This is a genomic window from Kribbella sp. NPDC048928 (assembly GCF_043197975.1).
Lineage (GTDB): Bacteria > Actinomycetota > Actinomycetes > Propionibacteriales > Kribbellaceae > Kribbella.
The window spans coordinates 862,145-885,108 of record NZ_JBICUC010000002.1 but is presented as its reverse complement, the minus strand read 5'-3'; the positions used below and the strand labels follow the sequence as shown (position 1 = coordinate 885,108).

Sequence of the window (22,964 nt, the reverse complement as noted above, 5' to 3'; positions counted from 1 at the left end):
TAACTTCAGGCGACTGTGGAATCTTCTGCGGTCAGACGCAAGAGTTCCGAAGAAAATTCGTCCACAGGGTCATCCACACGCTGTGGATTCTGTGGATGGGCTCTAGAGTGAGGGCATGCCGAAGGATCGTCGGAGCCCGGGACCGGCTCCGCGACCGGCTCCCGAAGGGCTCGACGACGTCGACCGGAGGCTGGTCGAGCTGCTCACGGCCGACGGCCGGATGCCGAACAACGCGCTCGCCGACGCCGTCGGGATCGCGCCGTCGACGTGCCTGACCCGCGTCCGCTCGTTACGCGAACGCGGGGTGATCCGCGGCTTCCACGCCGACGTAGACCTGGCGGCGCTCGGTCAGCCGCTGCAGGCGATGATCGCGATCCGGATCGGCGCGCACTCCCGCGACGAGATCAACCGCTTCCGCGCGAAGGTCCCGACGCTGCCCGGCGTGCTCTCGCTCTTCCACGTCAGCGGCGCCAACGACTACCTGCTGCATGTCTCCGCGGCGACCCCCGACGGGCTCCGCGAGTTCGTCCTCGACCACCTGACCGCAGACCCCGCGGTCAGCCACGCCGAAACCAGCCTGATCTTCGAACACGTCCTCGGGACACCGGACGTCCAGCACTCACCAACCTCGCGCACACCGCGCTCAGCGCGCCGCTGACGCTCAGCCGAGCGGCATCGCGGCCACGCGGTGGGGGTTGGTGAGTGGTACAGATCCGCCGATCAGCGGGGCTTCAGGTTCCAGGCGTTTGCGAGCAACTGGAAGGACTGGCGGCGTTCGGCGGGGTTGTGAATGTTCGTGGTGATGATGAGTTCGTCCGCGCCGGCGTTGTTCGCCTTGCGGCGGAGCTCGGCGGCGACCTGCTCCGGCGTACCGACGGTGACCAGGCCGGTCCATTCCTCGATCGCGGCCTCCTCGGCCTCGGACCACGGGTACGCGGCTGCCTCTTCCGGCGACGGGAGCGGGCCCGGGCGGCCGGAGCGCAGGCGCAACGTGGAGAGCGCGTTGGCGCGGGCGAGTTGCGCGGCGCGTTCCTCGGTCTCGGCGACGATCGCGGCCAGCGCGAGGATCGCGTGCGGTTCACCACCGTGCTCGAAGCGCTGGAAGTTCGTCTTGTACGCCGAGATCACCCCGGCCGGATCGAGCGTCCCGAAGTGCCCCGCGTACGCGAACCCGGTACCGAGCGCGGCAGCCGCCTGACCGCCGTACGTGCTGGAACCGAGGATCCACACCGGCGGCAGCGGTACGTCGTCCGGCTGCGCGCTGATCGGCTCGAACGGATGCCCGGCCGGGAATCCCTCGGCGTACGCGCGAAGCTCGGCGTACTGCTCGGTGAAGTCGTCCGCGCCGAGCGCCTCCCGGCTGCGGCGCAGCGCGAGCGCGGTGCGCTGGTCGGTACCGGGTGCACGCCCGATGCCGAGGTCGATGCGGTCCGGGTACAGCCCACCGAGGACACGGAACGTCTCGGCCACCTTGAGCGGGGAGTGGTTCGGCAGCATGATGCCGCCGGATCCAACGCGGATCGTCGACGTCGCCGCCGCGACCGCCGCGATCATCACCTCGGGGCTCGTGCTCACCACGCTGCGGATGTTGTGGTGCTCCGCCAGCCAGAACCGGTGGTAGCCGGCCGCCTCGGCAGTGCGGGCCAGCTCGATCGTCTCGTGCAGCGCCTCCGACGGCCGCGTGCCCGTCGGCACCGGCGAGAGGTCGAGCACGGACAGGGGCATCGGGTCTGCGGTCACCTTCACGGCAACCGCTCGACGCCGGAACGTATTCCGGTGGATCGCCAGGCAGGCAGAAGTGGTGGTTTTGGGGCGTTCAAGGGCCGAAAACGGGGGTTCTGCCTGCGTGGCGGTACAGCTAGGCCGGGTAGGGCGTGGTTGCGCGGGCGTCGCGGAGTGCGCGGGCCCACCAGGCGAGCTGGCGGAGGAGTGCGGCCGCAGCGGCGGACGTGGTCGGGTCCACCGGCTCGCCGTCGGCGAAGTCCTCCTCGCGGAAGCCGAGGCTGTCGCGGATCGGCATCGCGTGCAGCTCGCCGAAGACCAGCCGGAGCTGCTCGGCCGCGCGCAGTCCGCCGGAACGCCCGCCGTACACGACGAACCCGACCGGCTTCGCGTACCAGGGCCGGCGAACGCAGTCGATCGCGGTCTTCACGTCACCCGGATACGCGTGGTTGTACTCGGCCGTGACGATCATCACCGCGTCCGCGTCCTCGATCCGCGCCGGCAGGGCCTCGAGTGGCGTCCGGCTGAGATCGATCAGGTCGAGCTTGAACTCGTCCGCCCGCTCGACCTCACGCACGAACCACCCGGTCACCGACGTCCCGAACCGCCCCACGTCGAGATTGCGCGTCAGCACGACCAGCCGGAGCGGATGAACAGTCACGCCTCCGGACGCTAATACCTCAACAAGACTTCAGGTCAACTCGTCTCATCCCGCAGCCGAGGCCGAGGGTGGTGCCGCAGGCGGGGTGGTGGTCTTGAGGTTGGTCTGAGCGGCGTTCATGAGTGGGGTCTGGTCGCCGAGAACGCCGACCGTCTGCCAGGACTTGGTGACTGCGGCAACCTGAGGGGAGTCGGCGCCGAACAGGTCGCGCGCGGTGGTCTGGGTCGCCTCGGCGAAGTCCTTGAAGGTGGCGGCGGACGCCAGGTTGCCCGACGTCAGCGTGCCGTACCAGATCTTGCCGGCGTCGTCGTACGCGTTCCCGCCGATCGCGGTCGCGACCAGGTAGAACGCGTGGTTCGGGATGCCGGAGTTGATGTGGACGCCGCCGTTGTCGTCCTGCGTGTCGACGTACCCGGACATGTCGGCGGGCTGCGGGTCCTTGCCGAGCCGCGGATCGTCGTACGCGGTGCCGGGCGCCTTCATCGATCGCAGCGCCACACCCTGTACGCCCGGGAGGAACAGCCCCGCCCCGATCAACCAGTCGGCATCCGCGGCGCTCTGACCGTTCGCATACTGCTTCGCGAGCGATCCGAAGACGTCCGAGATGCTCTCGTTCAGCGCACCGGACTGACCTTCGTAGTCGAGGTTCGCCGTGTACTGCGTGACGCCGTGCGTCAGCTCGTGCCCTGTCACGTCGATCGACGAGGTGAAGTTGCCGAAGATCTCGCCGTCCCCGTCGCCGAACACCATCTGGGAGCCGTCCCAGAACGCGTTCGCGTAGCCGCGGTCGTAGTGCACCGACGAGACCAGCACCAGCCCGTTGCCGTCGATCGAGTCGCGTCCGTAGCGCTCCTTGTACAGCGTCCAGGTCGCGCCGGTCCCGTCGTACGCCTGATTGACCGCCTGGTCCTGGACCGCGTCGTCACCCTCGGAGCGGACCAGCGTGCCGGGCAGGTCGGTGCCGTTCTCGGCGTCGTACACCTTGCGCTGCCGGCCGCCCGCAGCCTTCGCGGTCTCCGGAGTACGGCCGGCCGCGGGCCGGGTTCGCAGTACGGCGTCGTGCTGCAACGACTGCCGGATCCGGGCTCGGACGCTGGGGTCAGCCGCGGACCGCTCGAGTTGCTCGAGCAGGTACGGCGGGATGATCGAGTGGAACACCACTACAGGAAAACGCCACGAGCCGATAAACTCAAGCATTTGTGGCAGCCACGCAGCGAGTTTCAGAAATGCGGCCCGAAAACCAACGGGTGGCATTTTACCACGAGGGGTTGGAATTGCCGAATCCGGTCGACGCCGAACAGGCACACCTGACGACTTTTTACACCGCGCTGGACGCCGAGCGGGCGCGCACCGACGCCCGTACCGACGACGAGCAGCAGATCAGTACCCGCAACCGCCAAGCACTGCACCAGCGCGACGGGCGGATCCGCGATCTGAAGCTGCGCCAGGCCCGGCTGAACTCCGCCGAGGAGGGGCTGTACTTCGGCCGCCTCGACGACGCCGACGGCGAGGTGCTGCACATCGGGCGGATCGGTCTGCACGACGACGAGTACGAGCCGCTGCTGGTCGACTGGCGCGCCCCGGCCGCGCGACCGTTCTACATCGCGACCGCCGTCGCGAACCACGGCATCGTCCGCCGCCGGCACCTCCAGACCCGCCTGCGCCGGGTGCTCGACGTCCAGGACGAGCAGCTCGACCTCGGCCGCGAGGCCGCCGACCCGTCGAAGCCGGGCACCGGCGTGATCGGCGAAGCCGTACTGATGAAGGCGCTGGACGCCCGCCGGACCGGCCGGATGGAGTCGATCGTCCAGACGATCCAGGCCGACCAGGACCGAATCATCCGCTCCGAACTGCCGGGAATCCTCGTTGTCCAAGGCGGTCCCGGTACCGGTAAGACCGCGATCGCGCTGCACCGCGCGGCATTTCTGCTGTACACCCATCGCGAGCAACTGGAAAAGCGCGGAATTCTCGTCGTCGGCCCGAATGCGGCGTTCCTGCGGTTCATCGGCCAGGTGCTTCCGTCGCTCGGTGAGGACGGCGTGCGGCTGGTCACGATCGCCGAGCTGTACCCCGGGATCAACGCCACCCGGCCGGAGGCTTCGGAGAGCGCCGAGGTCAAGGGCCGGACGGTGATGGCCGACGTGATCGCGAAGGCGGTCGACGACCGGCAGTGGATCCCCGAGCGCCCGGTGCGCGTGACCGTGGAGCGCACCGAGCTGACGCTGGAGCCGTCGGTGTGCGAGGCGGTCCACGCCCGCGTACGCAACCGCAACCTCACCCACAACCAGGCGCGGCCCTTCGTCCTGAACGAGATCACTGACCACCTCACCACCCAGTACGCAGACCTGATCGGCACCGATCCACTCGACGGCGAGCAGTTGCTCGACGAGTACGACCTGGCCGAGCTGCGCAACGAGGTCCTCGCCGAGCCTGCCGTACAGGCTCTGCTCGAGCGGCTGTGGCCGTTGCTCAGTCCGCAGAAGCTGCTCGAGGACCTGTACGGCGACGAGGACCGGCTGGCGTCCGCGGCACCGCAGCTGTCCGCGCTCGATCGCGAGCACCTGCTGCGGTACGGCGCCGACTGGAGCCCGGCGGACGTGCCGCTGCTCGACGAGGCGGCGGAGCTGCTCGGTGACGACGGGACCGAGGCGGCGCGGGAGCGAGCCGCGCGGGCGCGCGCAGTCGCTTATGCACAAGGCGCTCTCGATGTTCTGTCGGGTTCCGGGTCGACGGACTACGACGACGAGGACGAGGCGGAAATCCTTACCGCAAAGGACATTCTGGACGCCGAGGCGTTCGCCGAGCGGTACGAGGCCGACGACGACCGGACGCTCGCCGACCGCGCGGGCGCCGACCGGCGCTGGACGTACGGGCACGTGATCGTCGACGAGGCGCAGGAGCTGTCGCCGATGGCCTGGCGCGCGATCGCCCGGCGGTGCCCCCTGCGGTCGATGACGGTGGTCGGCGATGTGGCGCAGACGAGTTCGGTCGGCGGCGGTACGTCCTGGTCGAGCGCGCTCGGTGAGACGTTCGGCGATCGCTGGCGGCTGGCCGAGTTGACGCTGAACTACCGCACGCCGGCCGAGGTCATGGAGCTGGCGAACGCGGTCCTGCATGAGGTGGACCCGTCGGCACACGCACCTCAGTCGGTCCGTTCGACCGGCGTACGGCCGTGGCATCTCGACGTACCGGCTGCCGAGCAGGCCTTGCACGTCTACAAGATGGCGGCCGAGGAGACGGCCCACGGCGAGGTAGGCGTGATCACGTCGCGCAGCCGGCTCGAGCTGATCCAGGAAGCAGTCGACGGCCTGTCCGGCGTCACGGTCCTGACCGCCCGCGAGGCAAAAGGCCTCGAGTTCGACTCGGTCCTGGTCGTCGACCCGGACGGCATCGTCATCGAGTCCCCCCGCGGCCTCCGCGACCTGTACGTAGCCCTGACCCGCTGCACCCAACGCCTAGGAGTAGTAGGCGAACTCCCCGACGCACTACAAACCTCGCCCGCCTGGAGCTAGCAACGCGATGTTCCTCCCGGGCTGAGTGCAGCAATCGATTGAGCCAGCTTGTCCGTCGGCGGATGGAATTCCGGGACGAGGCATGGACAACGGAAAGTGACGTAGCTTCAATGGCTTGCGGGGGGAGTCATGAATGGAGCACCGTATTCACGCACGCAGTGTCACCGGCGGAACCAACGCGGTAATGCGACCTTGGCAGCTCTGGGAGGAGTGGCGGTCGGCGTCATCGTCGTTCTGCTGGCCTGGCTCGTCGTACTGACGACGAGGGACGATCCTGCGAGGAAGGTGGCGGACGCACCGCCGTCGGCTCCGGTCGCCGCAGCACCTGCAGCGTCCGTCCCGGCGTCTGCTCCCGCGTCCGTCACGACGCGGACCGTCGCACCGAAGCCGTCGGTCAAGGACACCTCGGGACGAGACGTCCGCGTGCTGCCGGCCGGATTGTTCTGCCGGGACCTGGACGCCAAGGGATACAGCTACGTCGCGGCCGTCGACTACTGGCGACTGCACGGGCAACCGAACCAGATGGATGCCGACCGCAACGGAATTCCGTGCGAGACCGTCTACCCGCGCAGCGATGTCGCCGCCTACTGGAACGGGCGCGTGATCAGCGGCGCCGTGTACTGGTCGTCCGGGCTGTTCTGCCGCGACCTTGCCGCCCGCGGTGCGTCGTACGCCGAGGCCGTCAGGTACTGGTGGTACTACGGCATGCCGGACCGGATGGACGCGGACAAGAACGGCATCCCGTGCGAGACGGTCTACTCGCCTGGAGCGGTCAACGCGTTCTGGAATCCGTGACGCGGCCCGCGTGGGCGGTCTTCCTGGCGGCGGCGGCGCTGGTCATCGGTGGTGGGCTGCTCGGCCTGTCGGCCGGCGGCGTCCTGGACAGAACATCACCCGTCGCCGCTCCAACGCTTGCACCCGGACCGACTACATCAGCACCAACTCGATCCCCGTCATCATCCAGCACACTTCCACGCTCGGCAGCGCGAACCCCCACGACCAAACCTCGCCCGACCCCAGCTCGTCCAACTGCACTTCATCCGACTGCGGCGCGCACCGCGATCAGGTACGTGTTTCCGGTGGGCGGTTGTCGCGCGGACGCGTCGCAGAGTCATCACGACTACCCGGCGTCGGACATCTTCGCCGCGGTGGGCTGCCGGTTCGTGGCGCCGGTGGACGGGCGCGTCGACGAGGTGACCCGGGCCGACGTGTGGGATCCGAAGACGAACCGCGGCGCCGATCGGGGCGGCCTCTCGGTGTCAGTGATCGGGGTCGACGGAGTGCGGTACTACGGGTCGCATCTGTCTGCGATCCAGCCCGGGATCACCCCTGGAGTGACCGTACGCGCGGGCCAGACGCTGGGACGGACCGGCAAGACCGGGAGCGCGCGACCGACAGCACCACACCTGCACTTCGGCATCAGCTGGCCGACCGGCCGCGACACCTGGTGGCTCCGCCGCGGAGCCGTCCCACCGCAGGCGTTCCTCAACAGCTGGCACCACGGCGGACAACTGTCGCCCACCAAGCTGGTCACCCAGACCCACGACACCTACGGCGTCGACCGCGGCTGCCGATCGTATTGCTGAAGGTCTGGCCGGCGCCCCCCGCGAGTTTCAGTTGATCGGCATGCGAAGTCGGCGAGGCATGTCGAGGACTCTGCTGCGGTTCCGACGTAGCGGAGTCAGTGTCGTGCGGAAGGAGAGAGCGTGAATTTGAACAGTATGTTGCTTGGTAGTGCGGATGCTGAGCGGTTGAAGGCTTGGTATCGGGACGGGTTCCGGGCGAAGGTGGACGGGTACGGGAACCTTGACCTCGGCGGGTTCGGGCTGGTGATCGAGCAGCGCGAGGACGTCGCGGCGCGGAACGCGGAGCCGGGGCGGCACATCGTGAACTTCGGGGTCGACGACATCGAGGCGGCGGCCGCGCACTTGCGGACGCTGGACGTCGAGTGGCTGGTCGAGCCGGAGGACCGCGGGCCCGGCTGGTTCGCCACGCTCGTCGATCCGGACGGCAATTACGTCCAGATCATTCAGTTCAAGCCGGAGTACTACACGCAAAAGTAAAAAGGGGCGGCAAGCGAGGGGCAGAACGCCCAGGCTCGCTTGCCGCCCAAACACCGGTGCCCTTCGGTGGTCGAGGTGAGGTTCTCGACCTGGCGACGTTCCGGGTGGGTTGTCTGGTGAGATACGGAACGCGAAAAGGTACCGGAGGATTTCTCAGGACGCACCCGATCAGCGGGGTGCTACGTCCCACATACGCTCGCCGGGCAGGGGGTCGGGGAGCTTGTCGAACGCCGGCATCGGGTCGTTGGTGACTCGCAGTCCGGCGAATCGACGGCTCATGGCATCTGCGTACCGCTCGGCCAACGCCGGCTCGGCGTTGTAGTCGGCGATCACGTGCTCACCGAACCAGACACGCACGCGTCGGCGCTGAACGGTCTGGGTGGCGGTGGCGGTTGTCACTGGTCCTCCTGGCTGTACTTCAAGGGGTGGTCGGCCTGGAAAACGCGGGCGAGCGCGGTGCCGGTGCGCCGTGTTGTGTTCACCGTCACGTCACTTTCAACGGAGGACGGCGAGTCGAGGTCACGCCCGGATCCGGAAATTCTGGCCGACCGCCCAAAGTTTCCGCTCAGACCGCCGACGTGCCGCCGTCGACGGCCAGCTCCATGCCATTCACGTACGTCGAATCGTCCGAAGCGAGGAACAAAGCAACGGTCGCGATCTCCTCCGGAGTACCCATCTTTCCGCGCGGGATCAACGCCTCGAACTGCCGCTTGGTCGCCTCGTCGAACAACTCCTCCTGCTTCGCCGTCGCGACCTGTCCGGGCATCAGTACGTTCACCCGGATCCGCCGGTCCTTCAACTCCGACAGCCACACCCGCGCGTACGCCTGCAGTACGGCCTTGCTCGCCGCGTACACGCTCCACTCCGGGTAGCCCTTGACCGAGGCGTTCGACCCGGTCATGAAGATCGAGCCGCCGTCGTTGAACAGCGGCAGCGCCTTCTGCACCGTGAACAGCGTGCCGCGCGCGTTCAGCCCGAAGGCGGTATCGAAATGCTCCTCGGTGATCTCGCCGAGCCGGCGCTGCTCGCCCACCCCGGCGCTCGCCCACAGCACGTCGATCGAGCCCTTCTCCCGCTTCACCGTGTCGAACAGGCGCTCCAGATCACCCAGATCCGCCGCGTCTCCCTGGACGCCGGTCACGTTCCGGCCGATCGCCTTGACCGCCTCGTCGACCGCCTCCTGCCGTCGGCCCGAGATGAATACGTATGCACCTTCGTCGACGAACAGCTTGGCGCCGGCGAGCGCCATACCGCTCGTCGCTCCCGTGATCACCGCGACCTTGCCGTCGAGCTTTCCCATCACATGCTCCGTTCATCAACGCGTTATGTACACCAGTTAGTGTGCTTAACGTAGCCGTCGGTGAGCTGCTGCGCAAGCTAAGTACACCGATCATTACCCAAGAGGGCTAAGCTGGAGGCATGACGGAGTTGGAGAAGGGTCCGCAGGGCCGGCGCCGTGGGCGGGGCGCGCGTGAGCGCATCCTCACCGCGTCCCAGCAACTGTTCCGCGAGCAGGGCATCAGCCATACCGGCATGGATCAGCTCTGCGCGGTGGCCCAGGTGTCGAAGCGGACCGCGTACCAGCACTTCAGCACCAAGGACGAGCTGATCACCGAGTACCTGCGGCGCTTCGATCCTGAGGTGATGCCCGGAGTGTTCGACAACACCGAGCTCACGCCGCGCGAACGGCTCCTCGCCGCGTTCGACGTACCGACCGGACCTGACGACGTCACCCCGCTGTGCCCGTACATCGCGGCGTCCGTCGAGATCAGCGACCAGCAGCACCCGGCCCGCCGGCAGGCGCACGACTACAAGCTGGCGATCGCCGCACGACTGACGGAAACCGCCCGCGAGGCCGGTGCGACCAATCCCGAGGAGCTCGGCGAACAGCTCGCTCTGCTCCTCGACGGCGCCGCGGCCCGCACCCGGGTGCTCAATGCCGACGCGTTCCGCACCGCCGCCGCGATCGCCGCCGTACTGATCGACGCAGCGATCCCGCGCTGATCACTCGACCTACGCGAACTGGCCGCGCGCCTACTCAAACAGCTCACGCACCTACTCGAACGGGCCGCGGACGGAGACGCCGCCGTCCAGGACGACTTGCTGTCCGGTGATGTACGACGCTGCATCGGAGGCCAGGTACACCACCGCCTCGGCAACTTCCTCGGAACGTCCGAACCGCCCCACCGGGATCTCCTCGACGACGTCATCCCCGACGTTCGCGTTGGCGATCGCGGTGGCGATCGCGCCGGCCGCGGCGACGTTCATCCGGATCCCGTCCCGCGCGTACTCGGCGGCGACCGTCCGGGCCAGGCTGAGGATGCCGGCCTTCATCACGCCGTACGCCGCCTGCTCAGGTGCCGCCATGAATCCGGTGACCGAGCCGACGCTGACGATCGCGCCGCCGGTGCCCTGCGCAAGGAAGACCCGGAGCGCGGCACGGACCGCGCGCGCAACGTACCGGAGGTTGACCTCGTAGATCGTGTCCCAGTCCGCGTCGGCCATCTCGTGCAGCTTCACCGCGGGCACGAACGCGACCTGCCCGCCGACAACGGTGACCAGTACGTCGAGCCCGCCGAGCTTCTCGACCGCGCCCGCGATCATCGCCTCGAGGTCGGTCGCCGAGCGCACGTCGCCGACGATCGGGTACGCCGTGCCGCCGGCTGCCCGGACCGCGTCCGCCGCTTCCCCGGCGCGCTGCAGGTCGACGTCCGCGACGAGCACCGCGGCGCCTTCGTTGCCGAGGGCGCCGGTCGTCGCGCGGCCGATCCCGCCGCCACCGCCGCCGATCACCAGAGCTCGTTTACCAGTGAGTCGCATGCGCGGAGAGTACGGCAACAGCGTCATGAGATTCACAGGGATTCCTCAGGTAGGACACGCCGAAGCTGTCGGAACGGCTCCGTACGCTGGAGACGTGACCATCGAAGACGCTGGTATCAGGCCGCTGACAGACAGCTCCATCGGATCCACCGACCGGGGACCCACGAGCGAGCCCACCGTGGCGAACACGCTCGTCGTGCCCGAGCGGGTCATCGGCGGCGTCGTACCGTCTCCGGTCCGGCCCGGGCCCGCGGGCATCGCGGCCGTCCAGACCGAGCACCTGATCAGTGACGTCGGCGACGCGCTCCGCCTGCTGGACGCGGTCGAGCGCGTCCGCGGGCATGCGCACCCACTGATCCTCGGGCTGCAGGAAGCGGTCGGGATGAAGATGCCGGCCGCGCTGGTGCTGAGCGCGATCGCGAACGGCCGTACCTCGGCCCACCAGGTCGCCAAGCAGGTCGGCATCACGACCGGCGAGGCGGAGCTGGCGATCGCGGACCTCGAAGCGCTCGGCATGGTCCGGACCGCGCCGACGCTGACCGTCACGTCGCTCGGCCAGGCCCGCCTGTCCCAGCTCGACGGTCTGACCGTCCGCGTCCTCGACGTCATCACCGGCATCCTCGGCCCGACCGACGCCGCGCACCTCGTCCGCCTGCTGCACACGGTCGCCGACGGCCTCGAGTCCGCCTCGGTCGCCGCCGCAGTCAACTCGCCGGTCGTCCTCAACAACTAGCCGGTCGTTCTCAGCACCTGGTCGAAATTGTCGGAGTAGCTTCGACGTAGCTGGTGTCGGTCGAACTAGGAGGACATCAGATGTTGAAGGACAGCAAGGCGTTCAGCGGGTTCTCGGTGGACGACATCCCGCGGGCCAAGGAGTTCTACAGCACGACGCTCGGCCTCGACGTCGGCGAGGAGAACGGGATGCTGCGCCTGCGTACGGCGGGTGGCAACAACGTGCTCGTCTACCCGAAGCCCAACCATGTCCCGGCGGAGTACACCGTGCTCAACTTCCCGGTCGGCGACATCGAGGCGACCGCCCGCGAGCTGATCGCCCGCGGCATCACCTTCGAGAAGTACAACGACAAGCACGACGAGCTCGGCATCTTCCACGGCGGCGGCCCACTGATCGCCTGGTTCAAGGACCCGGCGGGCAACGTCCTGTCGATCATTCAGGAGTAGGACGGGTTCAGTGGTCCCGTCCTACAGGCACGGAGTCGTCGTACTGACCTAGGCGGCCGGTGTAGCGGGCGCCGTTGACGTACGGCCAGGCATAGGCCACGCAGCCGTGCAGGCCGAGGGTCTGTTGCTCCATGACCGGCGCCGGTTGGCCGGCGCCCGGGCAGAGCTCGTGGCCGCGGCCGAGCCGGTGGCCGGTCTCGTGGTTGATCATGTACTGCCGGTACGTCGTCAGCGACGCGCCGTACTTCGGTACGCCGTGCACCCAGCGCGCCACGTTCAGCACCACACGCTTCCCGATCCGGCAGCTCGTGTACCGGTCCGGCGCCGCACCGCAGAGCACGTCTCGGGTTTGCGGCGTGACCAGCATCAATGTGAAGTCCGGGTTCGTCCCCGGGCCGACCTGCTGGAACCGCCACAGCCCGTGCGACGCCCACCCTTGCGCCCCGCCGTACGTCGCACGCACGAACCGCGTGAACGCAGCGCGGTCGATCCCGGCGATCCCGCCCTCGATCGCGATCTGGAACTGCATCAGCTTGCCGGCCCGCCCGATCACTCCGGGCGAGGCGGGCAGGACCGCGTACTTCTGCGTTCCGGCGACTGGATACGTAATCACCTCTGACGGCGTCGTCACCGGGTGCGACACCGGAGGTCGCGCCGGTGACTGCAGCGCAGTCCGGCCGGGCTGGGTCGACTCGACCGACGCCGGTACGACACCACGCTGCGGGTAACCGTGCCGCGCGAACGGGCTCGCCGGTAACTGGAACAGCACGCCGCCCACGACCACAGCCGCGACCACGAGTCCGATCGTCCTGACAACACCCCAGCGCCGCATCCGGTGAGCTCCTCACACCACGCCCGGGCGGGCGTGTCCTCACTCTCTACTTGCCACAGTGCCCCGAAACCCTTCTCCGCCCACAGGTGGATATCTGATTTCCACCTCCCGCACCCGGGCCCGGCTCGCGTAGTTTCGGTCGAAGAAAGCACAGTCGTATCAAATAAAGGAGTCTTGGATGAGACGCTGGACCGCGGGCATCGCGACCCTGCTGACAGCCGTCAGCAGCACAGCAATCACCACAGCAGTCCCCGCGGAAACCGCCTGGGGGACGACACCGGAGCCAAGGCTGACCGCCGACGTGAACCGGGACGGTCTGCTGACCCACGCCGACGACGCCGGCAAGACCACCTGGACCGACGAGCGTGGAGCCATCTTCCTGCCGAACCTGGACGACGACGAGCACCGCTGTACGGTCGACCCGGCGGACCTCGACGCACCCGGTCGCGCGGTCGACGACAAACTTGCCGCCTGCAACGATGCCGCCGACGACCGGATCAACGGTCCGCGCGACGCCGCCGACCTGGCGCCGCTCGCGATCGAGGCCGAACGCAACCTTTCGGACCGAGCACGAGGCAGCATCACGATCGCCCCGGCCGGCAAGGCGCGCATCTTCGCGAACGGTCGCCCGGTCGACGCCCTGACCGCAAAGGACCTACGGCGTGGCGTCGGCCTGCAACTCGAAGGCCGCGACATCGTCCGCGACCCGAAGAAGTGGGACGGCCGAATCACCGTCACGCTGTCCGTCACCGATCACGGCCGCACCCGGACCGACACCGTACGGCTGCGGGTCGCGCCGTTGATGCTGCAGAACGATCTGCAGCCCGCCCAGACCGTCCTGGCCGCACGCCCGAACAAGGGCCAGGGCTGGTGGGGCGGCACCCCGCCGTACCAGCAAGGCGCTCCGCGGGACTGGCGGGCGTTCGCATCAACGTTGCGCAAGGCAACGAAAGTACAGTTCGTGCAAGGCACACCGGACGGCTGGAAGGACCTGTGGCTGCAGGACAGCTTCGAGCCGTCGACCGCGAGCATGCCAGCCGTCGGCGGTCCGCACACAATGCGCATCCTGATCCGTTCCGGCAACGTGTGGGACATCCCGGCCCCGAACACCCCGCGCCCGTCCGGGCGGCTGCTGTACCGCGACCTGCGCGGACCGGACGTCGGCATCGTGCAGGAACTCGCGGACAAGGCGTCACCTGGTCTCGACGACCTGTTGAACATGGGCGGCAACATCGAGTCGCTCCCACCGTACGACGGCTATCCGCAGGGGCGGATCGTGTACGGGTCGGGCGAGCGGCACCCGGACGCCGGGTTCATCACGATGGTGACGGGCCAGGGCTACCAGCCGCCCGTCGTGGTCGACACGTCCTGGCTGATGGTCGGGCACGCGGACGAGACGACCCACGTGGTCCGCGCCGGCAACGCCCGCGGCTGGACGCTCGCGGTCGCAGACCCGCGGCTCGCGGCGCGACTGTTGCGCGACGTGCAACGACAGGGCGGTGGCGGCCAGCGACTGTTCGCGGACACCAAGTCGACCTACCAGCCGACCGTCGACGAGTTGCTCCACGGCGGACTGCCCGGCAACGAGGCGGCGGCCAAGCACATCGACGGCCAACTCAAGGTCCTACTGAAGGCCACCGGACTGCGCGAGGACGAACTGGTCCGGCTGCCGGTGCTCTTCGACGAGGTCCCTGGGACGGGGCTGCTCAAGGCAATGACTCCGGGCCTCACGAACGGCCTGTCGGTCACTGACCGTAAGTTCGCCGCACCCGATCCGCACGGGCCGCGGCTGCACGGCCGGGACGTCTTCCGCCACGTGACCGAGCAAGCGCTGAACCGCAACGGCGTACAGGTGCACTGGGTCGAGGACTTCTTCTGGGCGCACCTGGGCGGCGGTGAGGTGCACTGCGCCACAAACGCGCTCCGCGATACCAGGGCCACTAAGCCTTGGTGGTCCGGAAGCGCAGGCTCGGGTAGCGCGACTGGATGAAGCCGAGGTCGCGGTAGAGGTCGACACCGTCGTCGGTCGCGTGCAGCTCGACCTGGCCGACGGCGGTCTCGTCACAGAACCAGTCCATCAGCGCGACCACGCAGGCCTTGGCCAGGCCGCGACGCCGGAAGTCCGGCTCGGTGCTGACGTTGTACAGGTGGCCGCGGACCGTACTCAGATCTCTCGGGCCCGGCGGGTGCACGTACACATTGCCGGCCGCCCCCGCGACGACTCCCGCCACCGGATCGTCGACGAGGTACGCCGCGAACGTGTCCGGCGACGCCAGTTGCCCGGCGAACCATTCGCGCGCGATCACCCGCCACTGCGCGTCCGGTCCGCCGACGTCGTTGCCCATGGCCGCGAGCATCAAACCGCGTAAGTGGACCAGCGACTCCGTATCGTCCGCGCCCGCCCGTCGTACCTGAATGTCGGTCACCTGGTCGATCATGCCAACTTTTTGCCGAGTCAGTGAATCGTACGAATCATGGCCCCCAGCAGAGCTCAGCGCGCAAGCCGAGGCCGCCGAGCAGATCCTCGACGCGCCGCATCGCGGCGACCGACCGGGATCGGCGCACTGGCGATCGCAGTGCTCGGTGTGCTGGTCCCCGGCACGGCCTACCTGGCCGCCCGCCGCACGAGGCTCGGCGCGGTGGTGACCTTCGTGAGCCTCTGCCTGTACGGCGCGGCGGCCTACCTCGCGCTGCGCCGGCGGGACGCGGTGATCTCGTGGGCGCTGAACCCGTCGCTGCTGCTCTGGATGGTCGTCGGCCTGAGCGCGATCGGGATCGCGTGGGTCGTCGTCCTGGTCTCGTCGTACAAGATGCTCCGGCCGCTGACCGCCGGGCCGGCGTCCCGGATGCTCGGCTCGCTGGTGATCGGCGTGCTCTGTTTCGGGATGGCGTTCAGTACTGCGACCGGCGCCCAGGCGCTGATGGCGCAGCGTGAGCTGGTCGACAAGGTCTTCGCCGGCGGCGACTCGAAGAGCGTCACGCGGCCGACGATCACGCCGAAGAAGGACGTCTGGGACCAGTTGCCGCGGCTGAACGTGCTGCTGCTCGGCGCGGACAACGGCGCGGACCGGCAGGGCACCCGGACCGACACCGTGATGGTCGCGAGCATCGACACCAAGACCGGCAACACCTCGCTGATCTCGCTGACCCGGAACTTCATGCGGATGCCGTTCCCGGCCGATTCGCCGCTGCACGAGAAGTACCCGACCGGCTTCTGGGATCCGAGCGAGGGTGACTCCGAGGATTCCGAGTTCTACCTGGACGCGATGTACCGGAACATCCCGAAGAAGTACCCGGGCATCCTCGGCCCGTCCGACAACGAGGGCGCGGACATTCTGAAGGTGTCCGTCGGCGAGGCGCTCGGGCTGAAGATCCACTACTACGTGCAGGTCGACCTGAAGGGCTTCGCGCAGTTCGTCGAGGCCCTCGGCGGGATCACCGTGAACATCAACTACCCGGTCCCGGTCGGCGGCAACGACGACAAGAAGATCCCGCCCAGCCGGTACCTCGCTCCGGGGCCGAACCGGAAGCTGAACGGCACCGACGCGCTGTGGTTCGCGCGCGGCCGGTACGGCCTGCCAGGTGCGGACCTCGACCGCCAGGCCCGCCAGCACTGCACGGTGAAAGCACTCGTCGAGCAGGCGTCGCCGCAGAACGTACTGGCCAACTACACGTCGATCGCGAAGGCCGGCGAGAAGCTGATCCGCACCGACATCCCGACCAAGCTGCTCGGGCAGTTCGTCACGCTCGGCCAGCGGGTGAAGACCGCGAAAATCACCAACATCGACCTGGACAAGAAGAAGAACTTCCCGAACGGCCGGAACCCGGACTACGCGGCGATGCGGGAGATCGTGGCCAAGGCCATCAACCCGCCCGCCAGTACGCCGAAACCGGGCCGGACCGCCACCACCGCACCGTCGGCCCTGTCGTCACCGGTGAAGCCGTCGAAGCCGCGCTCCACCCCGACGCCGGCCAAGGGCGACCTGGCGTCGGACTGCGCGTACGTCCCGGGCAAGCACTGACCGGTCAGGCGTAGCGGATGCCGAGGCCTCCGTCGACGGCCCAGTTGGCGCCGGTGACGAAGGCCGCGGCCGCCGAGGCGAGGAAGCAGACCACCTCGGCGACATTCTCCGGCGTACCGATGCGGCCGAGCGGGTGCACGCCGAGCGCCTTCTCGCGCTCGCCGGGGATCGTGTCGAAGAACTCCTCGAGCAGGTCCGTGGCGATGTAGCCGGGGCTGACCGCGTTCACCCGGACGTCGTACTGCGCGACGTCGAGCGCGAGCGACCGTGTCATCCCGACCAGGCCGGACTTCGCGGCCGCGTACGGGAACATGCCGGCCTGGGTCAGCTTGGAGTGGATCGAGGCGATGTTGACGATCGAGCCGTGCCGGTTGTCGATCATCGGCTGCAGCACCTGGCGGGACATCAGGAACGCGCCCTTGAGGTCGACGTCGAACACGTCGTCCCACTCCGACACCGACATCTTGGCCGGGTCGGCGTACGAGTTCTTGCCGGCGTTGTTGACCAGTACGGTCACCGGCCGGCCGAGGTCCTCGACCAGCTTGCCGACCGACTGCCGTACCGACACCTCGTCGGTGATGTCGCCGACGGCCGCGGCCACCGTCGCGCCAGACTCGGCCAGCTCCGCCGTCGTCGCGGTCAGCTCGTCCGCGAGGATGTCGATCAGCCCGACCGCCGCACCCTCCGCCGCCGCCTTCACCGCGACCGCCCGGCCGATCCCGCGCGCGGCCCCCGTCACCAGCACAACCTCATCCACCAACCGACCAGTCACAACGTCTCCCTCAACCTAGGTGTGGCTGCCAGCCTCATGCCGTAGCGAGCAGGTGCTCGGTGCGGTGCCTCGGCGTGCTGGAGGGGAGGCCTCGATGTGGTTTCATCGTGGCCTTTCCTCCAGTGCGGCGAGGTGCCGTGCCGAGTGCCGCGCAGTAGGCGTGGGGCTGGCAGCCGCACCTATGGCGTCGGGTACGACCCTAGTCGGGACCGGCAGTCAGGCTCGGATGTTGGTCAGGATGCAGAACTCGTTGCCGTCGACGTCGGCCATCGGGATCGCGTCGCGCTCCTGGCCGCTGTCCAGCCGGGTCGCGCCGAGCGCGATCAGCCGCGCGGCCTCGGCCTCGGGATCGCCGTCCGCGACGACGTCGATGTGGAACCGGTTCTTCGGTGGCTTCGGGCTGACGGGCGGGCCGCCCCAGGCGACCTTCGGGCCACCCTGCGGCGACTGGATCGCGGTCTCCTCGTTCTCGTCCCACACCAGTGGCCAGTCGAGCGCCTTGCTCCAGAACACCCCGACGTCCCGGGTGCCGTCGGTCGCCACCTCACCGAGGAACGCGGTGTCGGCGAGGAAGTTGTTCCCCGCCTCGATCACACAGAAGTCGTTGTCCTCCGGATCCGCGAGGACGATATGTCCTTCCTCCGGCTTCTGCCCGATGTCCTTGTGCCGGCCGCCGAGCTCGAGCGCCCGCGCCACCGTCTCCTGCTGCTCCTCCGGCGTCTGACTGGTCAGGTGGAGGTGGAGATGGTTCGGGCGGTCCATGGCGACATCGCTCGGCAGGAACCGCAGCCGGAACGGGGTCTTCGCGTCCGGCAGAAGTTCGTTGCCGTCGGCCTGCTCCCACCCGAGGAGGCCGGCCCAGAACCGCGCCATGTTGGCGGGATCCTTTGCGTCGAGCGACAGTGCGTGCAAGGTCGTGCTCATCGGATCTCCCATCGTCGGGGGCTGCCACCGTAGGGCGGGCCGGATCGGCACCGCAAAGCAATTAGCAGACGGTCGCGGCGGCGACCCGTGCGTGGTGGTCGGCCTCGGCGCGCGACATCGGCTGCCGGAGCAGGACCAGCTGGTGATAGATCGGACCGGTCGCGGTCAGCAGGAGCTGCTGCGCATCGACGTCGGCCGGGACCTCGCCGCGCGCGACAGCTCGCCGGACAATCAGCGCGGTCCGCGCGTAGCGATCCTCCCAGAAGCGGGTCAGTGCATCGGCTGCTTCGGCCGTACGGAACGAAGCGGCGATCACCGCCTGGGTGACGGACGGCCGCGCGGTCAGCGCGGCGTGCACCTCGCGGTTGACTGCGATCAGGTCGCCCTCCAGCGAGCCGGTGTCGGGCGGCTCCCAAGCGTCGTCGGCCCCGGCGCGGAGCAGGTCGACGAGCAACCCCGGCACGGTCTTCCATCGCCGGTAGAGCGTCGTCCGATGCACGCCGGAGCGCGCCGCGACGGCGTCGATCGTGAGCCCGTCGTACCCGTGCTCGGCGAGCTCGGCGTCCACCGCGGCGAGGACGTCGGCGCGCACGCGCGCGGTCCGCCCACCCGGCCTGCTTGCGTGCTGCTCCTCGACCATGGCATCATCTTAACGCAACTATCGTCGCATTAGTGGGAGCCAATGATCCTCAACGAGTTCAGCATCGATGGTGCGCCGTACGGCGTGGTCGAGGCAGCGGGTGAGGTGTGGACGACGCTGGTCCACACCGGCCTGGTCGCGACCGCATCCGGCCGGGTCTTCAACCTCGACGCGCCACAGTCCCGCCCGAGCGTGATCGTCGACGGGCCGGACGACGCCGTGTGGTTCACCCGCAACGGCGACGACCGGATCGGCCGCATCTCCTATGACGCCGCGATGTCGGCGGTCGAGATCGCCGGAGCGCCGTACGGGCTGTGCGTCGGACCCGACGACGCCTTGTGGTGCACGCTGATGAGCACCGACGCGATCGGCCGAATCACCGTGGACGGCGATGTGTCGACGTACCCGATCGGTACGACCGGGGCGTTCCCGGCGATGATCACCTCGTACGGTGGCGACCTGTGGTTCACCCTCAACCAGGCGAACGCGATCGGCCGGATGACTGTGGACGGGGCCGTCAGCACCTATCCCCTACCGACCGACGCCGCCGGACCGGTCGGGATCAGCGCGGGGCCTGACGGCGTCTGGTTCACCGAACTGCTGGCGAGCCAGGTAGGACGGATCACCACCGAGGGGAAGATCGACGAGTTCGCCGTGCCGCTCGACTCGAAGCCGCATGCCGTTGCCGCGACCGCTGACGGAGCCTGCTGGGTCACCCTGTGGGGAGCCGGTGCCGTGGCGCGACTGGATGCCGACGGCAACATCACCGAACAGCACCCATTCGGCAAGGATTCCGAGCCGCACGGCCTGACTGCCGGCTCCGACAACTCGATCTGGGTCGCCCTCGAAGCCGGCTCACTGGCCCAACTTCATCCTTGACGGCAGTTAGTTGCCGACGCCAAGGGTCGACATGTGGACGGGCGGGTAGCGGTCGCCACGAGCGGCTCCGCGCGGAACTGCTCGCTCGATGGCCGCGAGGTCGTCAGTGGAGAGCTGGACGTCCAGGGCGGGAAGCGCCTCGGTCAGGCGCTGCCGTGAGCGGGCACCCACCAGCGCGACGATGTCGTCGCCCTGGGCAACCACCCACGCGATCACCAACTGGGCGACGGTGCAGCCCTTCGCCTCGGCGACCGTACGGAGCGCTTCGACCAGGGCGAGGTTGTGGTCGACGTTCTCGCTGGTGAAGCGCGGGCTGGCGCCCCGATGGTCGCCGGGTCCCGCACTGTGCCCCGCGGACCAGTGACCGGAGATCAGTCCGCGGCCGAGGACGCCGTACGCGGTCATCCCGATGCCGAGCTCGCGCAACGTCGGCAGCACCTCCGGCTCGACCGCCCGCGCGATCAGCGAGTACTCGATCTGCAGGTCGGAGATCGGGTGCACGGCGTGTGCCCGGCGGATCGTCTCCGCGCCGACCTCGGACAGTCCGATGTTCCGTACGTACCCGGCCTCGACCATGTCCTTGATCGCGCCGACCGTCTCTTCGATCGGTACGGCGGGATCGAGCCGCGCCGGCCGGTAGATGTCGATGTAGTCCGTGCCGAGCCGGGTGAGCGAGTGTGCAAGGAACGTCTTCACCGCCTCGGGCCGCCCGTCGAACCCGAAGTACTGCAGCCCTGGGCCGGCGAGCATGCCGAACTTCACGCTCAACTGGTAGCTGTCCCGCGGCCTGCCCCGCAACGCTTCGGCGAGCAGCAGCTCGTTGTGGCCCATCCCGTAGAAGTCGCCGGTGTCGACGAGCGTGACGCCGGCGTCCAGCGCGGCGTGCACGGTCGCGATGCTCTCGGCCCGGTCGGACTCGCCGTACGCACCCGACATGCCCATCGCCCCGAGGCCGAGCGCCGACGTGCTGGGACCGGTCTTGCCGAGGGTTCGCGTCTGCATGGTGTTCTCCTTCGTCGGTTTCCTCCACCTTGGGTCGGGTCCGGCGGGCGCGGTAGCGGAGCGTTCATCCTGGGAGTCCCGCTCCCTGGCTCGCGGACCGGCCGGGAGGCAGCATGGGGGCATGGAACGTGACGAGCTCGCCGACTTCCTGCGCCGGCGCCGCGCGGCGATCCGCCCCGCCGAGGCCGGGCTGACCGAGAGCCCGCGGCGGCGGACGAACGGTCTACGCCGCGAGGAGGTCGCGATGCTGGCCGGGATGTCGGTGGACTACGTCGTACGCCTCGAACAGGGCCGCAGCAGTCAGCCGTCGACGCAATTGCTAGCGGCGCTCGCACGGGCGCTGCGGTTGTCCGACGACGAGCGCGACCATCTGTTCCATCTGGCCGGGCATCAACCACCGCCTGCCGACGGCGTCGCGAGCCTGGCCCGGGCCGGGCTGATCCGGATGCTCGACCTGCTCGGCGACACGCCCGCGATGGTGCTGTCCGATCTCGGGGAGGCGCTCGCGCAGAACCGGATGTCGATGTTGCTGGCCGGCGACCACACCGGTCTGACCGGCGATCGGCGCTATCTCGTCCACCGCTGGTTCGTCGAGGCCGACGGGCGCGACGGCTGCCCGCCCGAGGATCGGGACCACCAGTCCCGGCAGGCGGTCGCCGACCTCCGCGCGGTGGCCGGGCGCCGCGCCACCGACCCAGTCGTCACCGGCTTGGTCGAGCGCCTGCAGCAGGCGAGCGCCGAGTTCCGCGAACTCTGGTCCGACCACGAGGTTGCCGTCCGCCGTGCCGACCAGAAGACCGTGCTGCACGCCAAGGTCGGTCCGATGCTGATGGACTGCGAGACCCTGATGACTCCCGACCAGGGCCAGGTCCTCCTCGTCCTCACTCCCGCCGATGCGCAGACGCGGGACCGGCTCGACCTGCTCCGCGTCCTGGGCACACAGGAGTTTCCCGCCGACTCGTCGCAGTCGTCGTGAGGGGATTCACCCTCAGGAGGGAAGCGCTGCGGACCGCTGCTGGAGGACAGTAGTGGTGTGAGCACGGTCGTGCAGGTACGGGGCCAGCGGGTTCGTGATGTCGTCGCGATCGGCCGGCCCGCGTTCTGGGTGGTGTCGATCGTCCCTTACTACACAGGGATTCTGCTCGCGACCCATCGGCTGTTCCCGCCCGTGCACGAATGGCCGCGGCTGATCGTCGGCGCGGTCGTCATGGGTCCCCTGGTGTGGCTCGCGGTCCTTGCCGTCAACGACGCGTACGACCTGCCGAGCGACCGGCTCAACCCGCGCAAGGCGAAGTCGCCGCTGCTCGACGGGCGGATCACGCTCCGTACCGCGACCCGCCTGGCCTTCGCAGCCGCCGTTGCAGCGGTCGGGTTGAGCCTGGTCGTCGGCGTCGTGTTCGCGTTCGGCGTGCTGCTCGCGGTCCTGCTGGGGTACGCGTACTCCGTCCCTCCCGTCAGGCTCAAGACCCGTGCAGGCTTCGACGTCGCCGTGAATGCCCTTGCGTTGGGGGCTTTCGGGCCGTTGGCCGGCTGGGCGGCGATCAACCCGGACCTCAGCGACTTCCCGTGGCTGATGGGCCTGCAGGGCACGCTCGCCGCCGCGGCCCTCTACCTGCCCACCACGCTCGCCGACCTCGAGGCGGACCGCGCCGCGGGCTACCAGACGATCGCAGTCAGGTACGGCGCACGGACGACGTACCTGATCGGGTACGGCGCGTGGATCGCAGCGGCCGCGTTGTCGGTGATCCTGGCCGCGACCGGCACGATCATCCCGCGCAGCATGCTCCTGCTCGAGGTCGTGATGGTACCGGTGCTGATCCTTGCGTACGGCAAACTCATTGGCCCACGTCAGTCGTTCAAGGGCATCGTCGTGCTCGCGTCGCTGTTCCTCTTCCCCTGCGGCACGTTCGCCCTCACCTACACGGGAGTCCTCTGA

Annotated in this window: 25 protein-coding genes; 13 read left to right on the top strand and 12 right to left on the bottom strand. The window is 68.8% G+C overall.

Going from position 1 to position 22,964, the window contains the following annotated elements; all coding sequences use genetic code 11:
• Positions 1-115: 115 nt before the first annotated feature.
• On the top strand, positions 116-658 hold the full coding sequence (locus ACGFI6_RS11225) for an Lrp/AsnC family transcriptional regulator (RefSeq protein ID WP_393117302.1): 543 nt from the start codon (positions 116-118) through the stop codon (positions 656-658).
• 62 nt (positions 659-720) lie between these two features.
• Here the strand turns inward: ACGFI6_RS11225 and ACGFI6_RS11220 are convergent, their stop codons facing one another.
• The 3 genes from ACGFI6_RS11220 to ACGFI6_RS11210 all read right to left on the bottom strand — a co-directional run bounded on the left by ACGFI6_RS11220 (position 721) and on the right by ACGFI6_RS11210 (position 3,580).
• On the bottom strand, positions 721-1,725 hold the full coding sequence (locus ACGFI6_RS11220) for an LLM class flavin-dependent oxidoreductase (protein ID WP_393117300.1): 1,005 nt from the start codon (positions 1,723-1,725) through the stop codon (positions 721-723).
• Positions 1,726-1,858: 133 nt separating this feature from the next.
• Entirely contained in the window at positions 1,859-2,383 is a 525-nt protein-coding gene (locus ACGFI6_RS11215; RefSeq protein WP_393117299.1) for an NADPH-dependent FMN reductase, read from the bottom strand.
• Between the two features lie 45 nt (positions 2,384-2,428).
• Positions 2,429-3,580 (bottom strand): M4 family metallopeptidase, encoded by a 1,152-nt coding sequence (locus tag ACGFI6_RS11210; protein WP_393117297.1) that lies wholly within the window; start codon positions 3,578-3,580, stop codon positions 2,429-2,431.
• 71 nt (positions 3,581-3,651) lie between these two features.
• Here ACGFI6_RS11210 and ACGFI6_RS11205 point away from each other — a divergent pair, with 71 nt between their 5' ends.
• The 4 genes from ACGFI6_RS11205 to ACGFI6_RS11190 all read left to right on the top strand — a co-directional run bounded on the left by ACGFI6_RS11205 (position 3,652) and on the right by ACGFI6_RS11190 (position 7,958).
• Complete coding sequence (locus tag ACGFI6_RS11205) at positions 3,652-5,895, top strand: HelD family protein (RefSeq protein WP_393117295.1); 2,244 nt, start codon at positions 3,652-3,654, stop codon at positions 5,893-5,895.
• A 192-nt stretch (positions 5,896-6,087) separates the two neighbouring features.
• Positions 6,088-6,690: a hypothetical protein gene (locus ACGFI6_RS11200; protein WP_393117293.1), complete on the top strand. Its 603-nt coding sequence runs from the start codon at positions 6,088-6,090 to the stop codon at positions 6,688-6,690.
• 284 nt (positions 6,691-6,974) lie between these two features.
• On the top strand, positions 6,975-7,481 hold the full coding sequence (locus ACGFI6_RS11195) for a M23 family metallopeptidase (protein WP_393117291.1): 507 nt from the start codon (positions 6,975-6,977) through the stop codon (positions 7,479-7,481).
• Positions 7,482-7,601: 120 nt separating this feature from the next.
• Positions 7,602-7,958: a VOC family protein gene (locus tag ACGFI6_RS11190; RefSeq protein ID WP_393117289.1), complete on the top strand. Its 357-nt coding sequence runs from the start codon at positions 7,602-7,604 to the stop codon at positions 7,956-7,958.
• 168 nt (positions 7,959-8,126) lie between these two features.
• Here the strand turns inward: ACGFI6_RS11190 and ACGFI6_RS11185 are convergent, their stop codons facing one another.
• Positions 8,127-8,357, bottom strand: a complete 231-nt coding sequence (locus ACGFI6_RS11185) for a hypothetical protein (RefSeq protein WP_393117287.1) — start codon at positions 8,355-8,357, stop codon at positions 8,127-8,129.
• A gap of 166 nt (positions 8,358-8,523) precedes the next feature.
• A complete protein-coding gene (locus ACGFI6_RS11180) occupies positions 8,524-9,258 on the bottom strand; it encodes an SDR family NAD(P)-dependent oxidoreductase (protein ID WP_393117286.1) in 735 nt (244 codons plus the stop codon).
• 119 nt (positions 9,259-9,377) lie between these two features.
• On the opposite strand from ACGFI6_RS11180, the gene ACGFI6_RS11175 reads away from it, so the two are divergent.
• Positions 9,378-9,962, top strand: coding sequence for a TetR/AcrR family transcriptional regulator (locus ACGFI6_RS11175; RefSeq protein WP_393117284.1), 585 nt, complete (start codon positions 9,378-9,380; stop codon positions 9,960-9,962).
• Positions 9,963-10,013: 51 nt separating this feature from the next.
• Here the strand turns inward: ACGFI6_RS11175 and ACGFI6_RS11170 are convergent, their stop codons facing one another.
• Complete coding sequence (locus ACGFI6_RS11170; protein ID WP_393117282.1) at positions 10,014-10,778, bottom strand: SDR family NAD(P)-dependent oxidoreductase; 765 nt, start codon at positions 10,776-10,778, stop codon at positions 10,014-10,016.
• A 94-nt stretch (positions 10,779-10,872) separates the two neighbouring features.
• On the opposite strand from ACGFI6_RS11170, the gene ACGFI6_RS11165 reads away from it, so the two are divergent.
• Both ACGFI6_RS11165 and ACGFI6_RS11160 read left to right on the top strand, forming a co-directional pair.
• On the top strand, positions 10,873-11,511 hold the full coding sequence (locus ACGFI6_RS11165; protein WP_393117280.1) for a MarR family transcriptional regulator: 639 nt from the start codon (positions 10,873-10,875) through the stop codon (positions 11,509-11,511).
• 80 nt (positions 11,512-11,591) lie between these two features.
• Positions 11,592-11,957, top strand: a complete 366-nt coding sequence (locus ACGFI6_RS11160; RefSeq protein WP_393117278.1) for a VOC family protein — start codon at positions 11,592-11,594, stop codon at positions 11,955-11,957.
• Positions 11,958-11,964: 7 nt separating this feature from the next.
• Here the strand turns inward: ACGFI6_RS11160 and ACGFI6_RS11155 are convergent, their stop codons facing one another.
• Positions 11,965-12,789: a DUF3152 domain-containing protein gene (locus ACGFI6_RS11155; RefSeq protein WP_393117276.1), complete on the bottom strand. Its 825-nt coding sequence runs from the start codon at positions 12,787-12,789 to the stop codon at positions 11,965-11,967.
• 178 nt (positions 12,790-12,967) lie between these two features.
• Here ACGFI6_RS11155 and ACGFI6_RS11150 point away from each other — a divergent pair, with 178 nt between their 5' ends.
• Positions 12,968-14,779, top strand: a complete 1,812-nt coding sequence (locus ACGFI6_RS11150) for a protein-arginine deiminase family protein (protein ID WP_393117274.1) — start codon at positions 12,968-12,970, stop codon at positions 14,777-14,779.
• Here ACGFI6_RS11150 and ACGFI6_RS11145 read toward each other — a convergent pair.
• The gene (locus tag ACGFI6_RS11145) at positions 14,730-15,215 is read right to left on the bottom strand and encodes a GNAT family N-acetyltransferase (RefSeq protein WP_393117272.1); all 486 of its coding nucleotides are present in this window, start codon (positions 15,213-15,215) and stop codon (positions 14,730-14,732) included. The two genes, ACGFI6_RS11150 and ACGFI6_RS11145, sit on opposite strands and share 50 nt — an antisense overlap.
• Before the next feature lie 48 nt (positions 15,216-15,263).
• On the opposite strand from ACGFI6_RS11145, the gene ACGFI6_RS11140 reads away from it, so the two are divergent.
• On the top strand, positions 15,264-16,811 hold the full coding sequence (locus ACGFI6_RS11140) for an LCP family protein (RefSeq protein WP_393117270.1): 1,548 nt from the start codon (positions 15,264-15,266) through the stop codon (positions 16,809-16,811).
• Between the two features lie 4 nt (positions 16,812-16,815).
• Here ACGFI6_RS11140 and ACGFI6_RS11135 read toward each other — a convergent pair whose 3' ends face one another.
• The 3 genes from ACGFI6_RS11135 to ACGFI6_RS11125 all read right to left on the bottom strand — a co-directional run bounded on the left by ACGFI6_RS11135 (position 16,816) and on the right by ACGFI6_RS11125 (position 19,147).
• A complete protein-coding gene (locus ACGFI6_RS11135) occupies positions 16,816-17,583 on the bottom strand; it encodes an SDR family NAD(P)-dependent oxidoreductase (RefSeq protein ID WP_393117268.1) in 768 nt (255 codons plus the stop codon).
• A gap of 216 nt (positions 17,584-17,799) precedes the next feature.
• A complete protein-coding gene (locus ACGFI6_RS11130) occupies positions 17,800-18,507 on the bottom strand; it encodes a VOC family protein (RefSeq protein ID WP_393117266.1) in 708 nt (235 codons plus the stop codon).
• A 61-nt stretch (positions 18,508-18,568) separates the two neighbouring features.
• The gene (locus tag ACGFI6_RS11125; protein WP_393117264.1) at positions 18,569-19,147 is read right to left on the bottom strand and encodes a TetR/AcrR family transcriptional regulator; all 579 of its coding nucleotides are present in this window, start codon (positions 19,145-19,147) and stop codon (positions 18,569-18,571) included.
• Positions 19,148-19,189: 42 nt separating this feature from the next.
• On the opposite strand from ACGFI6_RS11125, the gene ACGFI6_RS11120 reads away from it, so the two are divergent.
• Positions 19,190-20,026: a virginiamycin B lyase gene (locus ACGFI6_RS11120; RefSeq protein WP_393117262.1), complete on the top strand. Its 837-nt coding sequence runs from the start codon at positions 19,190-19,192 to the stop codon at positions 20,024-20,026.
• A 6-nt stretch (positions 20,027-20,032) separates the two neighbouring features.
• Here the strand turns inward: ACGFI6_RS11120 and ACGFI6_RS11115 are convergent, their stop codons facing one another.
• Complete coding sequence (locus ACGFI6_RS11115) at positions 20,033-21,028, bottom strand: aldo/keto reductase (protein WP_393117260.1); 996 nt, start codon at positions 21,026-21,028, stop codon at positions 20,033-20,035.
• A 121-nt stretch (positions 21,029-21,149) separates the two neighbouring features.
• On the opposite strand from ACGFI6_RS11115, the gene ACGFI6_RS11110 reads away from it, so the two are divergent.
• Together ACGFI6_RS11110 and ACGFI6_RS11105 are read left to right on the top strand one after the other, a co-directional pair.
• Complete coding sequence (locus ACGFI6_RS11110; RefSeq protein WP_393117258.1) at positions 21,150-22,004, top strand: helix-turn-helix transcriptional regulator; 855 nt, start codon at positions 21,150-21,152, stop codon at positions 22,002-22,004.
• A 57-nt stretch (positions 22,005-22,061) separates the two neighbouring features.
• Positions 22,062-22,964, top strand: a complete 903-nt coding sequence (locus ACGFI6_RS11105; protein ID WP_393117256.1) for a UbiA prenyltransferase family protein — start codon at positions 22,062-22,064, stop codon at positions 22,962-22,964.

Bases quoted from the DNA above. Each gene is read 5' to 3' on its own strand.
- ACGFI6_RS11125 (WP_393117264.1), bottom strand. From the start codon at position 19,147: ATGGTCGAGGAGCAGCACGCAAGCAGGCCGGGTGGGCGGACCGCGCGC.
- ACGFI6_RS11220 (WP_393117300.1), bottom strand. From the start codon at position 1,725: ATGCCCCTGTCCGTGCTCGACCTCTCGCCGGTGCCGACGGGCACGCGG.
- ACGFI6_RS11110 (WP_393117258.1), top strand. From the start codon at position 21,150: ATGGAACGTGACGAGCTCGCCGACTTCCTGCGCCGGCGCCGCGCGGCG.
- ACGFI6_RS11115 (WP_393117260.1), bottom strand. From the start codon at position 21,028: ATGCAGACGCGAACCCTCGGCAAGACCGGTCCCAGCACGTCGGCGCTC.
- ACGFI6_RS11130 (WP_393117266.1), bottom strand. From the start codon at position 18,507: ATGAGCACGACCTTGCACGCACTGTCGCTCGACGCAAAGGATCCCGCC.
- ACGFI6_RS11155 (WP_393117276.1), bottom strand. From the start codon at position 12,789: ATGCGGCGCTGGGGTGTTGTCAGGACGATCGGACTCGTGGTCGCGGCT.
- ACGFI6_RS11140 (WP_393117270.1), top strand. From the start codon at position 15,264: ATGGCCCCCAGCAGAGCTCAGCGCGCAAGCCGAGGCCGCCGAGCAGAT.
- ACGFI6_RS11180 (WP_393117286.1), bottom strand. From the start codon at position 9,258: ATGGGAAAGCTCGACGGCAAGGTCGCGGTGATCACGGGAGCGACGAGC.
- ACGFI6_RS11225 (WP_393117302.1), top strand. From the start codon at position 116: ATGCCGAAGGATCGTCGGAGCCCGGGACCGGCTCCGCGACCGGCTCCC.
- ACGFI6_RS11175 (WP_393117284.1), top strand. From the start codon at position 9,378: ATGACGGAGTTGGAGAAGGGTCCGCAGGGCCGGCGCCGTGGGCGGGGC.
- ACGFI6_RS11210 (WP_393117297.1), bottom strand. From the start codon at position 3,580: ATGCTTGAGTTTATCGGCTCGTGGCGTTTTCCTGTAGTGGTGTTCCAC.
- ACGFI6_RS11120 (WP_393117262.1), top strand. From the start codon at position 19,190: ATGATCCTCAACGAGTTCAGCATCGATGGTGCGCCGTACGGCGTGGTC.
- ACGFI6_RS11170 (WP_393117282.1), bottom strand. From the start codon at position 10,778: ATGCGACTCACTGGTAAACGAGCTCTGGTGATCGGCGGCGGTGGCGGC.
- ACGFI6_RS11160 (WP_393117278.1), top strand. From the start codon at position 11,592: ATGTTGAAGGACAGCAAGGCGTTCAGCGGGTTCTCGGTGGACGACATC.
- ACGFI6_RS11150 (WP_393117274.1), top strand. From the start codon at position 12,968: ATGAGACGCTGGACCGCGGGCATCGCGACCCTGCTGACAGCCGTCAGC.